Genomic DNA, 18,999 nt, shown 5'->3' with positions numbered 1-18,999 from the left:
GGGGCTTGGTCGTTTCTAACTTATAGGAACTCGTCGGCACCACCAGACAGCATAATCTCGCCACTGTCGGCCATTTTCCTTGCAATGCCCAAGATCTCTTTCTGAGCGGCTTCAACATCCGATACTTTCACTGGCGGCATCGCCTCGATATCGTCTCTCATCATATCGGCAGCACGTTTAGACATGTTCTTGAAGATCTTCTCGCGCAGACCTTCATCAGCACCTTTAAGCGCTTTCTGAAGAACGTCTTGTGGTACATCACGCAGCAGCTTTTGAACACCTTGGTCGTCGACTTCGATAAGGTTCTCGAACACGAACATGAGGTCTTGGATCTGAGTTGCCATGTCTTCGTCTTGGTCGCGGATTTGATCCATCAACACGCCTTCGACGTTGTTGTCCATGTAGTTCATGATCTCTGCTGCTGCCTTCAGGCCGCCAATCTTGGCCGCTTGAGCACCAGCTTGACCCGCAAACTGTTTCTCCATGATTTCGTTCAGCTCAGCCAGTGCTGAAGGTTGAACTTCTTCAAGGTTGGCAATACGCATCATCAGATCTAAGCGAACACGCTCAGGGAACTGCGACAAAATCTCAGCCGACTGATCCGCTTCTAAGTACGATAGTACGATTGTTTGGATCTGCGGGTGCTCATTGATGATGATACTCGCAACCTGACGAGGATCCATCCACTTCAATGAATCAAGACCTTTCGAGCCTGTACCTAGAAGGATTTGGTCAACAAGGTTATTCGCTTTATCTTCACCCAGAGCAGCCACCAACGCATTACGCATAAAGTCTTCGCTACCCATACCGATATTAGTGTACTTCTGAATATCGTCTAGGAAAGCGCGGTGTACTGCGCCTACTTTCTCTTGAGAAAGGTCAGCGGCACGCGCCATAGCACTACCTACACGCTGAACCTGTTTTGGTTCAAGGTGTCGGATAATACCCGCGGCGTCTTCTTCGTTAAGACTTAACAACAAGATCGCTGCGCGTTCGTCACCAGAAATTGATGCGATATCAACGTTCGCAACTTCTGCTACTTCTCCACCTTCACCTTGTGGAACAATTTCATTAGCCATCTGCCATCCAGTTCTTAACTACTTGAGCCGCTAGCTCTGGTTCATTTGCGACCAGAGCACGTACTGCTTTCAATACATCTTCATCTTTATGAAGGTTTGGTAAGTCAATGCTTGAGCCAAACTCAAACAGTTCACCACCTTCAATATCACTGCCAATCAAGCTGGTCTCACCATCAGCACCAATCGGTAATCCATCAGGACCATACGCTTGTTCATCACTGTCTTCAGCTGGGTTAAGCAGTTTCTTCATAGCTGGGCGAACCAATACAAGAACGACAACAATGATAACCAAGGCGCTTGCAAACCATCGAACCCAATCGTTGAAGTTCGGGTGATCCCAAATAGGCACATCCGGCAGCACATCGGTCACTTGCGGAGCAAATTGAACGCTCAGCACATTCAACAAATCACCACGGCCTTCATCAAAGCCAACTGTGCCAATCAGAACTTGTCTGATCGCATTAATCTCTGTTTCGCTCAACGGTGTGTGAACGACTTCACCAGTATCTGGGTTCATAGACTGGCGATTTTTAATCGCGACTGACACCGTTTGACGGTTAACCGTGCCGCTCTGCTTACGTTCATGACTGATGGTGGTATCCAGCTCAAAATTTCGTGTTGCTTCTTTATGAACCGAGCCTTGGCCCATTAATGAGCCATCTTTCATTTGCGCCACATCTTGTGGAATCGAGGCATCCGCCGGCGGTTGGTTACTCAACGCACCCGGTACGCCTGCGACGGTATTACCGTTGTTGTAATCTTCTAGTGTGTATTCACTGCGCGTCGCTGGCGTATTAGGGTCAAAACGCTTACGAGTCTGCTCTACCGCACTGAAATCAAGTTGGATGTCTACTTGCGCGGTGTAATTACCGAAACCAAGAATTGGGATCAGTACCGAGTCAATCTTTTCACGAAGCGCCTGCTCTTGATTTCGCTCTAATTCATGCTCTTTCCGGCGAGCCGCTGAAGCAGGGTCTTGAGAGCCAGAGCTTAGTAGACGACCGTGTTGGTCGGTCACCGTAATTCGTGATGTTTTCATTCCAGGGACAGCACTGGCGACCATATCCACAACAGAGTCGACCTCTTGCTGCTTGAGGTTAGTCCCCGTTTTAAGCGTCAAAAATACCGATGCTGATGCTTCTTGATTGTGGCGAACAAACACACTCTGTTTTGGTAACGCCAACAAAACCTGCGCCTTACGCACCTGCTTCATCTGTTCGATCGCTTTCGCTAGCTGACGTTCGCGACTCAGTTTTAAACGCTCTTGCTCAAGGCGTTGAGATACACCAAAGCCCATATCCTGCATTAGGATATCGTCACCTGCGTTTTTTTCTTGATTCAGGCCGGCACGTACCATGTCCAGCTTCAGTGAGTTATATTCACTGGCCGGAACCGAAATGGTATTGCCTTCTAATGAGTATTCGATTTTTTGCTGATCAAGGTAATCAAGCACTGGGATCAGTTCTTCAGTCTCATACGCACCTAACGGACGCATTTCTGGCTCTTTCACCCAGAAAAACAGCATCACTATCAGCGCCACACAGATGGAGATCGAAAGAACAAGTACGACCTGACGCAGGAGATCAAGATCACCTACCGCCATGTCGAACTTCGATGAACTGCGCTCACCTAGATCAGGGTTTTGCCCTTCGTTGTCCACGTCTGCCCCTGCAACGAGTGCATGGTCATTCGCATCACTAACGGCTAAATCTGTTGTTTGACTATTTTCTGCCACTATCTACTACCTAACACTATACCGGCATATTCATCAGCTCTTTATACGACTCAACCAGTTTGTTCCTGATCTGAATCGTCGCTTCAAAAGCCACACTAGATTTATTTCGAGCAATCATTACGTCGGAGAGAGAGACACTCTCATCACCTCTGTCAAAACGCGTTTGAAGATCTCCTGAGGTTTTCTGTAACGAGTTCACGTTATTGATGGCTTGCGTCAACATATTGCCGAAATCCGCACCAACCGTTTGTCCAGTCGCTGCCGGACGCGTATTTGCAGCTTCGACCATCATTGCCTGCATCTCGCCTTGTAAACCATCTATTCTCATTTACTACCTCAGAGTCAAAATTATGACTTTCTTTGTCGCTTTACTATTGATTGAGCAATTAATGTGCCACTGCTGATAAAAGACAGTGGTAGAGTGATTAGCTATCGTACTCTATGTCCACAATCAATGCAGAATTACTCGTATTTAGTTTGGGATATCTATCCCAGCATCGCGCATTTTCGCCAATTTATAGCGAAGTGTACGAGGGCTAATACCCAGTTTTTCAGCCATATCTTTACGACGACCATTACAAGCAATCAGCGTCTCGAGAATGATAGCGTACTCTTGATCACGAAGCTCATTCCCTAGACATTCGCTGGCGGAAGAGACTTTAGTGACGGGGTTAACTTCCGCAATCGGCTTAACTTCAGGAGTTGCGACGTCATTACCTTCGACAATCTGCTGCAGACTGCTAGCATCTTGCCAATCGACACCTTCAAGCAAAATATGCTCTCCAGTGATGTTAGATTGTTCGCTTAATATTAACGCACGTTGCACTACATTATCTAATTCTCGAACGTTGCCAGGCCAAGGGTAGTGGATTAGCTTACCGACAGCTTCAGCGGAAATCGTCGGTACAGGCATCCCAAGCTTGGTGCAGTGACGCTCAATAAGGTGCTTAGCAAGTGGCTCAATATCTCCCTTGCGTTCACACAGTGGTGGCCAAGAGATAGGAAATACATTAAGTCGGTAATACAGGTCTTCGCGAAAATTGCCTTCCGAGACATACTGTTTCAGATCACGGTTACTGGTTGCCAACACACGCACATCGAGTTTGATGCTCTTGCGACTACCAAGGCGTTCTACCTCGCGCTCTTGCAGTACACGTAATAGCTTCGCCTGAAGATTAAGATCCATCTCACTGATCTCATCGAGCAAGATTGTACCACCCTGTGCCTGTTCAAACTTACCTGGACACGCTTGGATTGCTCCCGTAAAGGCCCCTTTTTCATAACCAAACAGGGTTGCTTCAAGCATGTTGTCAGGAATAGCTGCACAGTTGATCGCAACGAATGGGCCATCTTTACGGTTAGAGGCGTTATGGATGTATCGTGACATCACCTCTTTACCTGAACCGCTCGGCCCAAGTACCATCACGTTTGCGTCAGTTTTGGCGACTTTGTCGGCCAACATCAACAGCTTAAGGCTCTTTTCGTCAGCCACCACCGCATCGCCGTTGTCTTCCGACTTAACCGGTGCGTAGCGACTTACCATATTCAACAGCACTTCTGGCGCAAATGGCTTAGCCATGTAATCGATCGCGCCTTCTTTCATCGCTGCAACGGCATCTTCAATGTTGGCGTAAGCAGTCATCAATAGCACTGGCAAATTTGGCCAGTTTTGCTTGATGTTTCTTAGCAGAGCTAATCCACCCATTCCCGCCATCTGAACATCGGATACCACGATATCAACGGAGTTAGACTTTAACTTGACCAGAGCATCTTCCGCGCAGTCCGCTTCTAGCCATTCGTAGCCAGCGAGCGCGAGCGTATCGACCAAGGCTTCACGTAGACCTTCATCGTCTTCTACGATTAACACTTTGCTTTGAGCCATGTGATTCTCCGTGTAAATTCGGTTAAAACTTAAATACTTTCAGCAGTAGAAGGGCGTTCCAATGGCAGACACATGGTAAAGCATGCGCCATCGCCCTCTTCTGATATTAATTCTAATCGCCCTTCGTGAGCGCGGCACACCATCTGCACCACGGCTAGACCAAGGCCAGTACCTTGAGAGCGAGTGGTAAAAAACGGCTCCATGATTTTCCCTTGCAGCTCTTTCGGCACACCAGGACCACTATCCTGTACCGATATTTTAAGCTCACCATTCACTGGTCGGAAAAATACGTCAACTTGTGACTCTTTACCCGCAATCTGTACGGCATTGAGTACCAAGTTACTTAACGCAGAAGCGATGGCGTTAGCATTGCCAAACATTTGCGTATCTTCACCTTCAACTTCTTGGCAATAATCGATGTTGTTGGTCTTAAGTGCCGTCTCGACCATCGGTTGATATTCCGCAATCAATTCCGAGACCGTAAATGGCTTCACGACTTTGTTATCGCCACCTTTAGCGAACAACAGCATATCATTAACCTGCTTCTCTAGGTCATGCAGTCTATCCATAAGCTTAGTTTGAAAGCGCGTTTTTGTGGCAGGAGGCAAGTTTGGCGCAGCTAAGTTGGAGGCATAAAGCATCGCACTGGATAAAGGAGTACGAACTTGGTGCGCCAACGAAGCAACCATTCTTCCTAATGAAGAGAGCCTTTGAAGATCACTCACTCGAGATTGAAGCAGTCGAGTTTCTGTCAGATCGGTAATTAAGATCAATTGACCAGTAGTTGATGCAGAGATCGCCAAACGCACTTTGCGACCATTTTTCAGTGAGATTTCATGGCCGTCATCATCTTTGGGATCAAATGCACTCTGGATCACTGAGAACCACTTTTCTCCCACCAGCTCGACGCCTAATATACGGTGGGCTTCTGGGTTGGCTTCTCTCACTTCACCTTGAGTATCCAACAAGATAACGCCAGCAGGCATCACATCGAGTACTTGCTTGTATCGCTCAACTTGCTGCTCAACAGAGTCTAAGTGTGATTGGTTTTCTGGTTGGTCGGATGCGTGCATATAAAAAATTGGCCTCAAATACTAGAATAGCCTGACATGCACCACACACATCAGGCTATTCGCTATATTTATCACATAGTTAAGCCGTCAACAACTCGACTATCTCTGATTAAAAGGTAGATCAGGGTTGTGTATGAGCTACCATCCTCAGTCCGATTTATCGCTGCAAATTGTATTTGCGCATTTTCTCTACAAGGGTTGTACGTCGCATACCCAACATGTCTGCCGCACGAGCAACCACACCACCTTGTGCTTCCAAAGCTTGGTTGATCATATTCACTTCTAAATCAGCCAACAGCTCTTTTAAGTTTACGCCTTCTGGTGGCAGTTCTTGTGGAGCATTGGCGTTATCATTGAGATCATCTTGTTGATCAAAACTAAAGTCTTCAGAGAATATATCCGCTAGTGCGTCGCGCTCTTGCTCTTCTTCCGACACAAAGCTATTAAACTCTGGCTGGAATTCAGGGATATCACTATAGCGATACTTGGTGGGTAGATGGTTTACATCAACCAAGCTGTTTGGATACAGAATGACCATACGTTCAACCAGATTCGCCAATTCACGGACGTTGCCTGGCCAGTCATGCTCCATTAAAGAGTTAACAGCACGTGGAGTAAAACAGATCGGCATACTGCCTTCCGCTTCCATACGTGTCATCAGCTCTTGCAGTAATAGCGGTATATCCTCTTTACGCTCTTGCAGTGCTGGCATCTCGATTGGGAACACGTTTAATCGGTAGTAAAGATCCTCACGGAACGCTTCTTCATCAATCATGCTCTCCAGATTGCGGTGTGTTGCTGCAATCACACGAACGTTAGCTTGCAATGTTGCATTACCGCCGACACGCTCAAAACAACGCTCTTGCAGTACACGTAGCAGTTTTACCTGCATTGCCATCGGCATATCGCCAACTTCATCGAGGAATAAAGTTCCACCTTCCGCCAGTTCAAAGCGACCTTTACGTGCAGTGATCGCACCGGTAAAGGCCCCTTTTTCATGACCAAAGAGTTCGCTTTCTAACAGGTCCGGAGGAATGGCACCACAGTTAACAGGTACGAAAGGTCCACCACGGCGTTTTGAATGGTAGTGAATGTTACGAGCTACAACTTCTTTGCCTGTACCTGACTCACCTAAGATCAACACGTTAGCTTCAGTAGCAGAGACTTGCTCGATGAGGTGACGGACCTCTTGAATGCCTGAGCTTTGACCGACTAGGCTACGAAACAGAGTATTTTTGCGTGCAGATGAGACGACATTAACGCCTTTGCGACCTAAGAAGTCTTTGCAATGCCTCAATGCATCACTCAGTTGCGGGTAATTGAGCGGCAGTTCTAGCTCACCCACATAGTTGGTTAACTCATCCACAGAATAGTTATGCTTACCCATCACTAACAGAGGGATATGGTTAGCCTTGAGCAGCTGTTGATTGAGTAAAGAAGTGAAGCCGTTACCTTTAATGGAGCCAATAATGCACCCAGCCCACTGTTGAGACCAGTCGACTTTATGTGCTTGTTCAGAGCTGACAACTTCGCAGCCCTCTCCTACAAACTCTAATATGGTGCTTAAATTGTGACGCTCTTGAGCATTATCGTCTACGACAAGCAGTTTTGACAAACCTTGCATAAGTAGGATGTATTGCCTTTATTATTGGTGTGATGCGGAAAACATTAGCAACGTAATCTATAAAACAGAAAAAGTATCATTGATAAGATTAACGATAGACAAATTATGAAAATCAGCAACGAAAAAAGCCATTAGGCTGTCTAATGGCTTCTATTTTATTTGATTAAAAAAATAAGGCAACCAACCAATTAACTCATGTGAGATCGGTTAGAACTTTGAGTTTTCTCTAAATACCCACCTCAGCAGAGGTTAAATTGTGATATTCATTCGGGATCTGGTCCCAAGCACTCTTAATCTCACGGATAATATCAATCACATCATCAATAGGTTGAGGGTCATTTTTGTGATTTGCTGCAGAAATTTGCGTGATCATAAACTCATAAAGTTGATCTAGGTTTTTTGCGATATCACCACCATCGTCCATTGAAAGACAACTACGAAGGCTAATAATGATATCTAACGCTTTACCCAAACGCTCACCCTTAACAGGAATATTCCCTGCTTGCATCGCAGCCTTACCTTGAATAAGACGCTCGATAGCACCTGCCATCAACATTTGAACAATTTTATGGGGTGAGGCAGCAGTAAGCTGACTATCCACTGATACCTTTTTATATGCCTGTAAAGAACCGCGCATAGTAAACCTCTTCTATAAAAACTTTTTATACTGTTGAACTGACTTGTTACCGTGACGGTACTTCTGTAAGTCTTTGCCGACTCGTGTCGTTTCCGCTTGCATCAGCTCAACCAATTTTCTTGTCCTCGTAATGGCATTATACCACTCGGAGCTTTGCTTAACGTCGGGGTGTGAATCCAATAAATGAAGCACGTTTTTCAGCAACTGTTCCCTGTTATCGACAAGCGCCATTATTTCTTCAGTATTAATTTCACTTATTTCGAACTTAGCCATAATTTGTTGATCTAGTTCACAAAGCTTCTGAAGTTCGTCCTTCATCTATTAACCTAACGCGTTCATCATGCTGCCCAGTTGGGACTGCATTTTACCAGTTGCTTCTTGCATCGCAGTAAAGCGAGAGTGAGTGCGGCTTTCTAATCCATCCATACGGCGATCAAGTGCTGCCTGATCATCCGCTAGTCGATAATTCTGTTCAACTAGGCTTCGCTCACGTGTTCGAATTGAGCCTGTTACACCTGTAATACCTTGAATGGCATCTTCAACCTTCTTAGCAAAGCCATTGTTGCCACCAAAGAAGTCTCCCAACTTGTCGAAGTTGTTGTTCAACTGGCGATCCAACATATCGTAATTGATTTCAAGCGTACCTTGACGGGTTGTAGTAATACCAAATTCAGTTAGGGATCTGATGTCTGGTGGTGCACCTTTGATGCTAGTTGAAAATACACTTTTTAAACGCGAGTCTGCATTTCTCACGGTACTATCACCGGCCAGTGGTCCTTTTTGACCCGTGGTCGGATCGACACCTGATAAGCTTTTTGAAACTTGATAAAACTGATTGTATGACGCCACAAAAGCTTCAATATCTCGACGCACGCTACCTCGGTCATACTCAACCCCGATCTCCGCAGGGGGTTTATCTTTCGGTGTTTTGCCTTTGACCGTGATATCAATGCCTTCAATCGCATCTTCAATCACATTATTGTTACTCGAAAGCTGGGCTACACCATCGAGTACAACCATAGAGTCTTGTCCCGCTTGAACTTCAGTCATACCACTGTAAGTATCAAAAGATTGCTGCGCTTTCTCTAAATCTGCTTGAGCTTTATCGATTTTTTCTAGGTACTCTCGCTCTTCTGGAGAAAGTTTTGAGCGTTCAATATCTTTGGCTTGTTGCTCAGTAATCTCACCCTTGGCAACACGCTCTGCGAGTACGGCTTTTTCTTGAGTGGTTTTCTCTTCAATACGAGCTTGTTCAGCCTCAAGCTTTTGCTGAGCTTCTTTCGGTGTTACGTAAGAGTCCGTCAGTGTACCCGACGCGGTGTTGCTCCACCCCGGCACATCTGGCGCCTTCTCGATGGCTTTCTCATCCAGTTCGAGTTCTGGTGTGTAATAAGAATCTAATAATGTGCCTGATGCCGTCTCGGTCCAACCTGGAATGTTGTCTTCTGGCATAACAGAAGCCGATGCCTTCGCTGCATCTATCGCGGCTTGGCCAGCTGCCGCGGCTGCCTCTCCAAAAGTTTGGCTGCTTGGATCTTGAGCGAGTTCTGAATCAAGCGGTAGGCTTTCAGCTTCAGACGCCTCCTGTGGCACAGGATTGCCTGCAGCATCCACCTCTTGTGGTGTTTCGATTGCCGCTTCTATAGGGGCAACATCTTGCCCTGGAGCAGGCACTGAGAGGATCTCTTGAGCGGCTAGGCGTGCCGATTCTAAGGCTTTTACACGCTCTTCAAGAGTTTTGTATTCAAGTTTTTTGAGGGGGTTATCCGATGAAGCATCAACATTGATGCTGATCTGTTGTTCTGCGCCAGACAGGTTTGACGCAACGATAAGGCGAGGACCCTCAACGTCATTAATGACCGAGGCACGAACACCTGGGTTATTACTTGCACCATTGATGCCTCGTACAACGTCGATAAGTTTCGAACGCTCACCGACCTGTACATCAAAGCTCTTCTCACCAAGCGAAACCTGCAGCTTACCTGGGCCAAACTTCATGTCTTCCGATAACACATCAGAAGCCACTTTGTGGCTTTGGGCAAGCTGCAACACATCGATGGCATATTTGCCTGCAATTGCATCCGTTGTCGCGGTTGCAGACACAACTCCGTCATCGGTACTTTCAACTGTTCTCACAGCGAAAGCTTTTTCCTGACGAAAGTTCGTCATTAAGTTTTTCATCGAATCAAGCGATTCTCTGAGTCTTCCATAGGCACTGATGCTGGAATCGATTCGCGTTCTTTCATTGTCGATACGTTGCTGCTTAGGTATGCGCTCCGCATCGACAATTTTGCTGACCATGGAGTTGATATCCATGCCAGACGACATCCCAAGTGGGCCTAAACTCATTAAATCACCTCAATAATACGACTTAAACCTTCGCCTCCAATAGCCCGCTATTTGAGGTTTGGGCCGCTAGGCGCCTTAAAATCTCGAGCATTTCTTCGTCAGGTATTTGGCGAATAATATCGCCTGTTGTGGCTTCGTATATGGTCACCACATCTCTACCCGACTCTTCATCCACTTTAAAGGCGACCCCCTTGTTGATAGAAGAGATAAACTCATTCATCTTCTCTACCATTTTAACGCGCTCTTCTTTATTCAGCTCTTGTCTATCTTGAGCTAATTGAATCGCCGCTTGGGTAGCATCCTCTTGCGATTTCTCTACCTTCTCTTTGGGTGCCACTTCTAACGGTTTAGAAACACTTGGCGCACTGCTACCTTCATCGAATGCAAATTTAATGCCATTAGGTGAGCCATAAGGCTGGACGTTCGATGCGCTGGATGATATTTCCATAACACTCTCCTTCCGACCTCATATGAGCTGTGGCATTAGAGCTCTACCTAAGTCGACCTCTATTGCCGCTTACTAAGTAAGCTTAGCCCAATAAGCTTAGCGCTGCTGATGGAGATTGCTTCGCTTGAGCTAGGATTGAAGTACTCGCCTGTTGCAGGATTTGAGACTTGGTCATAGCTGTCGTTTCTTTCGCGTAATCAGTATCTTTGATACGGCTCTTAGATGCATTAACGTTCTCGTTGATGTTATCTAAGTTGCTGATTGCATGATCAAAACGGTTTTGGAAAGCACCTAGAGAAGCACGTTGGCTGTCTACAGACTTAAGCGCACCATCAATGATAGATACCGCTTCGTTAGCGCCCGCTACAGAAGTCACGTCGATATCGTTAACCGTCACATCTTTACCGTCACCAATACCAAGCTCACCCGCTAGGCTACCACCGAACTCAACGTCACCTTGTACTTTTTGGCTTGCTGCGAACAGTTGTAGTTTACCGCCTTCACCAACAGAAGCTTTAACGTCTTCACTTTGACCGTTAATGTAAGTCGCAAGCTCTTCAATATCGTTACCTGCTTTGGCAGAGATATTAACTTCTTGCTCTTCACCAAACTTGTCTTTGTACTTCATTGTTAGATCAGAACCTGCCGCTACTGTCCAAGAAGAGTCTTTGCCTTCTTCAACTGTGTAGCTCTTACCACCCATGTCTTGAGTGTCAGTACGCATGTTACCCATTGATAACATTACCGCTTCACCAGAATCTGCACCGATTTGGAAAGATTGGCTACCGTAAGTACCGTTTAGAAGCTTGTTACCACCGAAAGATGTTGTTTCAGCGATACGGTTTAGCTCGTCATTAAGCGCCGTTACTTCTTCTTGGATTGCAACACGCTCAGCCTTAGAGTTTGAGCCGTTTGCAGATTGTAGAGAAAGGTCACGCATACGTTGCAGAATGTTTGTAGACTCATTCATTGCACCTTCAGCCGTTTGTGCAATAGAAATACCGTCGTTCGCATTCTTCACAGCCATGTCTAGGCCGCGGCTTTGAGACGTTAAGCGGTTCGAGATTTGTAGGCCTGCAGCATCGTCTTTTGCGCTATTGATTTTATAGCCAGAAGACAAGCGCTCCATTGATTTTTGTGTACCTTCAGCTGCGCCATTTAGGTAGCGCTGAGCCGTCATTGCAGACACGTTAGTGTTTACATTAATTGCCATAGTTGATCTCCTTTAGGCATTTCTGATGCACGCCTGTGACTCTCACCTCACATAAAGCACACATCAATATTGTCTGATGTACCGCTGCGTCTCTCACCTCACATTGGCACATCTCATTTCTCTCAATCCCTTTAACGGCCCTTTGATTAGAAGCTTTAACAAAAAAATCGTTTTTTTTGGTTTTATTTTCAATAACAAAGGAAAGTGTGATCGCAGTCCAATTAATCGGGCGATATTCGCTAAATTTTCAACTATTGATGGATTTATAAATGGCAAAAACCCAGCCGAAGCTGGGTTTGTTTAGCGCTCATCTCTCACCACGAGCTAATTTGTGGAAGAGGCACTGACAAATGCAATGCCACTTTTATTTGATTAACCTAAAAGACTCAGTGCTGCATTCGGTGCTTGCTTCGCTTGAGCAAGAATCGAGCTAGACGCTTGAGAAAGAATTTGCGACTTAGTCATTTGCGTCGTCTCTTTCGCGAAGTCTGTGTCTTTAATACGGCTCTTAGATGCATTTACGTTTTCGTTGATGTTATCTAAGTTATTGATAGCGTGGTCGAAGCGGTTTTGGAATGCACCCAATTCTGCACGGTGGCTATCTACGTATTTTAGTGCTGCATCAATGATAGCTACTGATTCTTGAGCGCCACCTACCGATGTTACGTCGATGGTATCAACCGTTACTTCTTTACCACCTTGAATACCAAGCTCACCCGCAAGACCACCAGAGAAATCTACCTTGCCTTCTACTTTGTTGTTACCTGCGAACATTTGTAGCTTGCCATCTTCTGTTACAGACGCTTTCACAGAGTCTTGTTGACCGTTGATGTAAGTCGCTAGCTCTTCGATGTCATCACCCGCTTTTGCATTGATGTTGATCTCTTGAGCTTGACCAAAGTTATCTGTGAACGTCATTTTCAGGTCGTTAGAGCCCTCTTGAACGTTCCAGTTTTTGTCTTTTGCGTTCTCAGTTTGGTAGCTCTGACCACCCATTTGGTCGTTGTCTGAACGCATATCTTTCAACTCAAGCATCACGGCTTCACCGTTGTCTGCACCGATTTGGAAAGACTGAGTACCGTACGTACCATTCAGAAGCTTGTTACCGCCGAAAGAGGTCGTTTCTGCGATACGGTTCAGCTCGTCGTTCAGTGCTGTTACTTCTTCTTGAATTGCTACACGCTCAGCTTTGGAGTTTGAGCCATTTGCTGATTGTAGAGAAAGATCACGCATACGTTGCAGGATGTTTGTCGTCTCGTTCATTGCACCTTCAGCGGTTTGAGCAATCGAGATACCGTCATTCGCGTTACGTACCGCTACGTCTAGACCGCGGCTTTGTACGTTCAAACGGTTAGAAATTTGTAGACCTGCTGCGTCATCTTTTGCACTGTTGATTTTAGAGCCAGAAGATAGACGCTCCATAGAGGTCTGCTGAGCGCTGTTTGCGTTGTTTAGGTAACGTTGCGCAGTCATCGCTGAAACGTTGGTATTTACATTCACTGCCATGGTGATTTCTCCAATTGATTTTCCGGTGTTGCGGTTTCCGACGTCTCGGAAAACCAAGTAGTTCTCTCAAAGTTACCTTTAATAACGGCTTAGATTTCTAGAGCTTTAGAAAAAACTTCAAAAAAAACCAATTAATTTAACAAAACCAATAAATACAAACACTTATTAAAGATCTTTTTATTCTACAAACTTCTAAAGTTGACGTTTGAAAATTAGAAGAGTTCAATTATTAGGCTCTTCAACGGAGAATTTTGAGCAAATTTAAGAAAAGAGATGTTTAATAATTGCGCAACTTTTGATTAGAGAAAATTTTGGCAAGGCCAGGATTGACAATGAAACTGAGAAATAAAATAAGTGAGCGTGTTGAAAAGCAGGAAAGTTAGAAGGGAAAAAGCAGGAACGCTAGAAAGGAAAAAGCCCCTTTTCCTTTGAGAGAACTGGGGCTAAGTGGCGGTCAGAGCCTGTGTGGAGATCATCGAGAAATGAACACATTCTGACTTACCGTTGCATCCTTACCGTAAAAATGTAAAGCAGGTGAGAGATGAGAGAGCTAAACACTCAATAGTAAGTATGCTTGCCAGTTTTCCTTGCTATATGGCCCACGTCTGGACACGAACAGCAAGGTCAACTAATAACTATTGCAATAGTGACATTGCAGAGTTAGGCAACTGTTTTGCTTGAGCAAGTATTGAAGTACCTGCTTGTTGCAGAATTTGAGATTTCGTCATTTGCGTTGTCTCTTTCGCAAAGTCGGTATCTTTGATGCGGCTGTTAGACGCATCTACGTTTTCTTGTACGTTCGCCAAGTTGTTAATGCTGTGGCTTAGACGGTTTTGCTTCGCACCCAGATCTGAACGCTGTGAATCAACGTAAGTCAGCGCTGAATCGATAATACTGATTGCGTTCTGTGAACCCGCGACCGACGTTAGGTCAATATCTTGTACCGTTGTTTGACGACCTTCACTCTTGAGACCTAACTCAGAAGCCAAACCACCAGAGATAGACATAGAGCCTTGTTGTAGATCCGGTTCAGCAACAAACACTTGTAGGCGACCATCATCGGTAACCGATGCATTGATCATGTCAGACTGACCATTGATGTATGTCGCAAGCTCTTCGATGTCGTCGCCTGTTTTTGTCATCAATTCCAGCTTCACTTCTTCACCAGACTTGGTCACAAACTCAAGCTTAAGGTCACGAGCGTCTGCTGGTACTTCCCAGTTCTTGTCTTTGCCGTTTTCTGAATCAAACGTTGTACCACCCATACGGAAATCATCCGCACGGATGCTGGTCAACGCCATAATCATCGCTTCACCAGAGTTCGAGCCGATCTGAAAAGAAGCCTCACCAAACGAACCGTTCAATAGTCGACGACCACCAAATGAAGTGGTTTCCGCGATACGGTTAAGTTCATCTTGAAGCGCCATAGACTCTTCGTTCAGTGCTGTACGCTCAGCAGCGGTGTTAGTACCGTTTGAAGATTGAATTGCCAAGTCACGCATACGTTGTAGAACGTTGGTAGACTCATTCATTGCACCTTCAGCCGTTTGCGCTATCGAGATACCATCATTAGCATTTCGCATTGCCACATCAAGACCACGCGACTGTGCCGTTAAGCGGTTAGAGATCTGCAGACCTGCCGCATCATCTTTTGCGCTGTTGATCTTATGGCCTGATGACAAACGCTCCATTGAGGTTGCGAGGTCATTAGACGCTTTATTCAAATAACGCTGCGCTGTCATTGCGGAAACGTTAGTACTTACATTCACTGCCATTTTGCTCTCCTTATGAGTTCGCAAGCTTTCTGCGAAGCGGCCAGCTTTACTCTCATATGGATAAGCACTGACCGTATATTACTTGCTAAACCCTAAGCTAGGGTTTAAGACCTGTATAAATCATTTCTAACTTATATAGATACAAGTTGTGTGCCAATTTTTAAATTGACGAAAAATAAATTTATATCATTCAAAAACAATGAGTTAAAAACAATACCACCGTTCTTTCAATCGATAGATTACGACTGTGTAATCTCTCTAACCGGTGTGTTGCCGCTTTTTGCCGCTTACGTTACTTACATTTCAAAACGGGTAAGAAAGCGGCAATTTTTAGAACCCTCTCGCACTTACGGCATTGCACATAAGGCATAAAGCAGAGCTCATTTCATACAACAAAGTGTTAGAGGTAATTGAACAGCGTCAAATCTTTCGTTTTACCAAAGGCTTGCTGAGAAGCCTGCAGTGCACGAGAGTTCTCATTGAATTCAATGATCGCTTTTGAATAGTCCAAATCTTCAAAGTTACTTTTGGCTTTCGCCAGCGACAACTTGAAGTCTTCATGTTGCTGCTCTTGAATATCCAATGTGTTTAAACGCGCACCAACATCTGTACGAGCCTTAGTTAAATGGATAAAGGCAGCATGAAACTCTTCCGTTGCCCGATGCAGCTGAGCGGTTGCAGATGAATCAGAGACCGACTCCTCCGCCAACGCAGCTGCATCACGAAAGGTATCAAATATCGAAAAGCTCTCTCTTGGCTCTAGCACAATCGAATCACCCTTAGTGATTTGACCGCGCAGCTCAATGTGCAGACCCTCGTATTTAATCCCTTCTGTTGGGTTAAAATCTTTTGCCGCTACCACACTGCCATCTTTCTCTAGCTGATATGCGTATTTGCCGTTCTGCATATCGACGAATGTGACTTTGTAGGTTGCAGGATCTTGAAACTCACTGTTTGTCGCACGCTCTAAAAGCAGTTCAGAGGCAGGTTGCAACTCATACGTAGGTTTGTAATCACCAAACGGGTTGTCGATCTCCATGAACAGCTTGCTGCCCGGATCGTTCATTGGCATTTCAAAACTACTGGCAACGCGCATCTTGCGTTGATAGTCGTCACCGCCGTAAATCACGTTACCTTCGTTGTCACGAAAGAAAGGCTGATTCTTCAGCTTAGTTCCAGCAAAAGTGTAGTTGCCCGACTCATCTTGCGAGTTCGCCATATATAGGAAGTTATTGGCAATCTCTTGCAGCTCACGTTGTTTAGCCAAGCGATCTGCTGGAGACAATGCACCGTTGATCATCTCCATCACTGTGCGCTTTGCTTCATCGGCAAAGCCTTCAGAGTTCGAGATCAGCACTTCATGGTGCTCCAAACGGTTTCTTACCAAGGTAATAGCATCTACATACTGCTTAAGTTGTTCAGACTGCTGCCCAATATTCTGTAGGTAGTGGGTCGCTAGTGGATCATCACTAGGCGACTGCAATTTTTTACCCGACGCCAATTGCGCTTGGTTATGATGAACCTTGTTCTCTTGACGGCGTAGGTCGTTTTGCACCGACTGGTAATTATGGAAACTGGAGATACGAGTTAACATGACTTCCTCCTATTACCTTAAGGCCAAGATGGTATCGAAGGTTTCATTGGCCGCCTGCATAATGCGCGACGATGCCATGTAGGCTTGCTGAAACTTCATCATATTTGCCGCTTCTTCATCGAGGTTCACCCCAGAAATTGAAGCGATTCGCTCTTGCGCTGACTGCTTTTCTAACGTTGCAATCTCGCTAAGACGATTGGCGGTCGACGCCTTCAAACCTGTATTAGTATTCAAGTTATGGTAGGTATCCAGCAGCGTCGATTCACCTTCATCGAGTGACTTGTTCGTCTGAATATCCTGCATTTTTCGCAGGTTACCGTTATCACCTTCAGACGGAACAAGGTTGGCGGTAAATTTATCGTTCGCAATAGCGCCAGGTGTCAACTCGAAAGTCGTCCCCATGACAGTCACAGGGCCAGATGGTGGATACGGCTGTGGCTGCATCAATACGTTGCCTTTCGTATCCGTAACCGCAAACTGTTCACCACGTGGCGAGACAATCACTTCAAATTCACGCAACTGCCCTGCAGCAAGGATCTTAAATTCCGCATTTCCTTGAGCAAAGGTTGTCGAGGCTTCATAACTCTGTGCAGCAATATCTTTAGGATCATTGCTTTCGATTTGCATCTGAGCGGCAAAACTGCGCGTTGGTCGTAATAGAATCTTTTCACCCAATTCAGGTGGATTACGAATCTCAACACGCATGCCATCTAGATAGAAAGCACTGCCACTCGAGTCTGTGGTGACTTTTACGGTTTCACCGCTCGGCTTCGTGACCACATAATCACTGCCGTCGTACTTTAAGCCGTACTCACCGCCTTTAAGCGCGTTGGTGTTATCAATGAACACCGCAACATCGGCTTGCGACTGACCGCTCGTCACGACGCGCGATTTCGCCACCAGCTCTGAATTCACATCGGTAAATAGATTGCGGCCGACATTACCGTTAAGGTCTAGACCTTGGCTTTGTAGCTTATTGACATGATAAGAGAGCGCTGTGGCCATACGGCCTAACTCATCCATCACCTCAGGAATGTGTTCATCACGCATATCCAACATCGAACCAATTTTGCCGTCAATATCTGCGCTCGTAATCGGCTTTATCGCCTTACCTTCAATAATCGCTAAACGTCGTTGATGGGCATCAGGCAATCCATCAATCAATTTCAATTGGCTCGCCTCACTACCGGAAACTAAGGTATGACCGTTACCAATGTGAACGTTAAAGCCTTCAGCATTCGAACGGGGTGTCACCGTTACTTTGGTGTACCCAGATAGCTCATTGATCAGTTTTTCATGCTGGTCGCGCAGGTCATTGTGTGGACCAGGAGTGCGCATCATCAGGCGTTGAACGTCACGAATTTCGATCGCGAGTTGGTTAACGCGTTCGATACCCATATCTAATTTTTTGTTGGCAACATCCGACTGCTGGCGAATCGTTTCATGAAATTCATTCAAGGTTTGAGAAATGATACCCGCCTTCTCGAGTACCACTTTACGCGCACCGATATCATTTGGCGTATCGGATAACGTTTTGATCGAGTCGAACCACTCGTTCATGTTCTCAGGAATTTTTTTAGAGGCCGTCGAAGACAACATACCCGAGAGCATGTCGATGTTACTTTGGGTGTCGTTCTTATTAGCGGCATTCGTTGTCGATAGGTTTAACTCATTAACGGCAAACTGGTCCCAAGAGCGGCGAACATTTTCCACATGCACACCCATGCCGTAGGTTTGACCACCATATTGGCGCGGATCATTAACACCTTGGATGACAGATTGTCGGCTATAACCCTCTGTATTCGCGTTAGAAATGTTATGACCTGTGGTGTTTAACTGTCTCTGAGCCGTAAGCACACTTTGTGTACCTACATTCAACAGATCTGACGCCATAATGCCCCCAAAAAACCTAATAAAATCAGTAAAACTGATTAACCTTACGTCTAAAAAGCAATTTACGTGCCAAGCTAACTAAACGGCGTTAAAAGAAGAGAGCTGGAAGATAAAAGGTGATAAATAGATAGGAAAAGAGAAACAGATAAAAGAAGAGCCCACCAGTTGGTGAGCTCTCTATGAATCATTGG

At 45.6% G+C, this 18,999-nt stretch carries 15 protein-coding genes; all 15 read right to left on the bottom strand.

The window, feature by feature from the left end:
- Positions 1 to 20 precede the first annotated feature (20 nt).
- Positions 21 to 1,079, bottom strand: coding sequence for a flagellar motor switch protein FliG (fliG, locus tag AC6I7V_RS03900; RefSeq protein ID WP_032549661.1), 1,059 nt, complete (start codon positions 1,077 to 1,079; stop codon positions 21 to 23).
- Entirely contained in the window at positions 1,072 to 2,814 is a 1,743-nt protein-coding gene (gene fliF, locus AC6I7V_RS03895; RefSeq protein WP_498011367.1) for a flagellar basal-body MS-ring/collar protein FliF, read from the bottom strand. Before fliF ends, fliG begins: the two co-directional genes overlap by 8 nt.
- 16 nt (positions 2,815 to 2,830) lie before the next feature.
- A complete protein-coding gene (gene fliE / locus AC6I7V_RS03890; protein WP_498011366.1) occupies positions 2,831 to 3,142 on the bottom strand; it encodes a flagellar hook-basal body complex protein FliE in 312 nt (103 codons plus the stop codon).
- A 144-nt stretch (positions 3,143 to 3,286) separates the two neighbouring features.
- Positions 3,287 to 4,696, bottom strand: coding sequence for a sigma-54-dependent transcriptional regulator (locus AC6I7V_RS03885; RefSeq protein WP_498011365.1), 1,410 nt, complete (start codon positions 4,694 to 4,696; stop codon positions 3,287 to 3,289).
- A 29-nt stretch (positions 4,697 to 4,725) separates the two neighbouring features.
- Positions 4,726 to 5,769: a sensor histidine kinase gene (locus AC6I7V_RS03880; RefSeq protein ID WP_255231194.1), complete on the bottom strand. Its 1,044-nt coding sequence runs from the start codon at positions 5,767 to 5,769 to the stop codon at positions 4,726 to 4,728.
- A 157-nt stretch (positions 5,770 to 5,926) separates the two neighbouring features.
- A complete protein-coding gene (locus AC6I7V_RS03875; RefSeq protein WP_255231195.1) occupies positions 5,927 to 7,393 on the bottom strand; it encodes a sigma-54 dependent transcriptional regulator in 1,467 nt (488 codons plus the stop codon).
- A 226-nt stretch (positions 7,394 to 7,619) separates the two neighbouring features.
- A complete protein-coding gene (gene fliS / locus AC6I7V_RS03870) occupies positions 7,620 to 8,030 on the bottom strand; it encodes a flagellar export chaperone FliS (RefSeq protein WP_008218262.1) in 411 nt (136 codons plus the stop codon).
- Between the two features lie 12 nt (positions 8,031 to 8,042).
- Complete coding sequence (gene fliT, locus AC6I7V_RS03865) at positions 8,043 to 8,348, bottom strand: flagellar protein FliT (protein WP_255231196.1); 306 nt, start codon at positions 8,346 to 8,348, stop codon at positions 8,043 to 8,045.
- A 3-nt stretch (positions 8,349 to 8,351) separates the two neighbouring features.
- On the bottom strand, positions 8,352 to 10,379 hold the full coding sequence (gene fliD / locus AC6I7V_RS03860) for a flagellar filament capping protein FliD (protein ID WP_498011364.1): 2,028 nt from the start codon (positions 10,377 to 10,379) through the stop codon (positions 8,352 to 8,354).
- 22 nt (positions 10,380 to 10,401) lie between these two features.
- The gene (gene flaG / locus AC6I7V_RS03855) at positions 10,402 to 10,827 is read right to left on the bottom strand and encodes a flagellar protein FlaG (RefSeq protein WP_498011363.1); all 426 of its coding nucleotides are present in this window, start codon (positions 10,825 to 10,827) and stop codon (positions 10,402 to 10,404) included.
- Positions 10,828 to 10,909: 82 nt separating this feature from the next.
- A complete protein-coding gene (locus AC6I7V_RS03850; protein WP_255231199.1) occupies positions 10,910 to 12,040 on the bottom strand; it encodes a flagellin in 1,131 nt (376 codons plus the stop codon).
- A 372-nt stretch (positions 12,041 to 12,412) separates the two neighbouring features.
- A complete protein-coding gene (locus AC6I7V_RS03845) occupies positions 12,413 to 13,546 on the bottom strand; it encodes a flagellin (RefSeq protein WP_255231200.1) in 1,134 nt (377 codons plus the stop codon).
- A 635-nt stretch (positions 13,547 to 14,181) separates the two neighbouring features.
- Positions 14,182 to 15,321, bottom strand: coding sequence for a flagellin (locus AC6I7V_RS03840; protein WP_255231201.1), 1,140 nt, complete (start codon positions 15,319 to 15,321; stop codon positions 14,182 to 14,184).
- Positions 15,322 to 15,721: 400 nt separating this feature from the next.
- A complete protein-coding gene (gene flgL / locus AC6I7V_RS03835) occupies positions 15,722 to 16,915 on the bottom strand; it encodes a flagellar hook-associated protein FlgL (RefSeq protein WP_255231202.1) in 1,194 nt (397 codons plus the stop codon).
- A gap of 12 nt (positions 16,916 to 16,927) precedes the next feature.
- Positions 16,928 to 18,808 (bottom strand): flagellar hook-associated protein FlgK, encoded by a 1,881-nt coding sequence (gene flgK / locus AC6I7V_RS03830; RefSeq protein WP_255231203.1) that lies wholly within the window; start codon positions 18,806 to 18,808, stop codon positions 16,928 to 16,930.
- Between the last annotated feature and the right edge of the window lie 191 nt (positions 18,809 to 18,999).

It is taken from the genome of Vibrio sp. KUL70, from assembly GCF_059725515.1.
This window is presented reverse-complemented; position numbering and strand designations above follow the sequence as displayed.

Coding starts and splice junctions, on each gene's coding strand:
- AC6I7V_RS03845 (WP_255231200.1), bottom strand. CDS start 13,546: ATGGCAGTGAATGTAAATACCAACGTTTCAGCGATGACTGCGCAACGT.
- AC6I7V_RS03880 (WP_255231194.1), bottom strand. CDS start 5,769: ATGCACGCATCCGACCAACCAGAAAACCAATCACACTTAGACTCTGTT.
- fliD (WP_498011364.1), bottom strand. CDS start 10,379: ATGAGTTTAGGCCCACTTGGGATGTCGTCTGGCATGGATATCAACTCC.
- AC6I7V_RS03840 (WP_255231201.1), bottom strand. CDS start 15,321: ATGGCAGTGAATGTAAGTACTAACGTTTCCGCAATGACAGCGCAGCGT.
- fliG (WP_032549661.1), bottom strand. CDS start 1,079: ATGGCTAATGAAATTGTTCCACAAGGTGAAGGTGGAGAAGTAGCAGAA.
- flaG (WP_498011363.1), bottom strand. CDS start 10,827: ATGGAAATATCATCCAGCGCATCGAACGTCCAGCCTTATGGCTCACCT.
- AC6I7V_RS03875 (WP_255231195.1), bottom strand. CDS start 7,393: ATGCAAGGTTTGTCAAAACTGCTTGTCGTAGACGATAATGCTCAAGAG.
- AC6I7V_RS03850 (WP_255231199.1), bottom strand. CDS start 12,040: ATGGCAATTAATGTAAACACTAACGTGTCTGCAATGACGGCTCAGCGC.
- flgK (WP_255231203.1), bottom strand. CDS start 18,808: ATGGCGTCAGATCTGTTGAATGTAGGTACACAAAGTGTGCTTACGGCT.
- fliT (WP_255231196.1), bottom strand. CDS start 8,348: ATGAAGGACGAACTTCAGAAGCTTTGTGAACTAGATCAACAAATTATG.
- fliE (WP_498011366.1), bottom strand. CDS start 3,142: ATGAGAATAGATGGTTTACAAGGCGAGATGCAGGCAATGATGGTCGAA.
- AC6I7V_RS03885 (WP_498011365.1), bottom strand. CDS start 4,696: ATGGCTCAAAGCAAAGTGTTAATCGTAGAAGACGATGAAGGTCTACGT.
- fliS (WP_008218262.1), bottom strand. CDS start 8,030: ATGCGCGGTTCTTTACAGGCATATAAAAAGGTATCAGTGGATAGTCAG.
- flgL (WP_255231202.1), bottom strand. CDS start 16,915: ATGTTAACTCGTATCTCCAGTTTCCATAATTACCAGTCGGTGCAAAAC.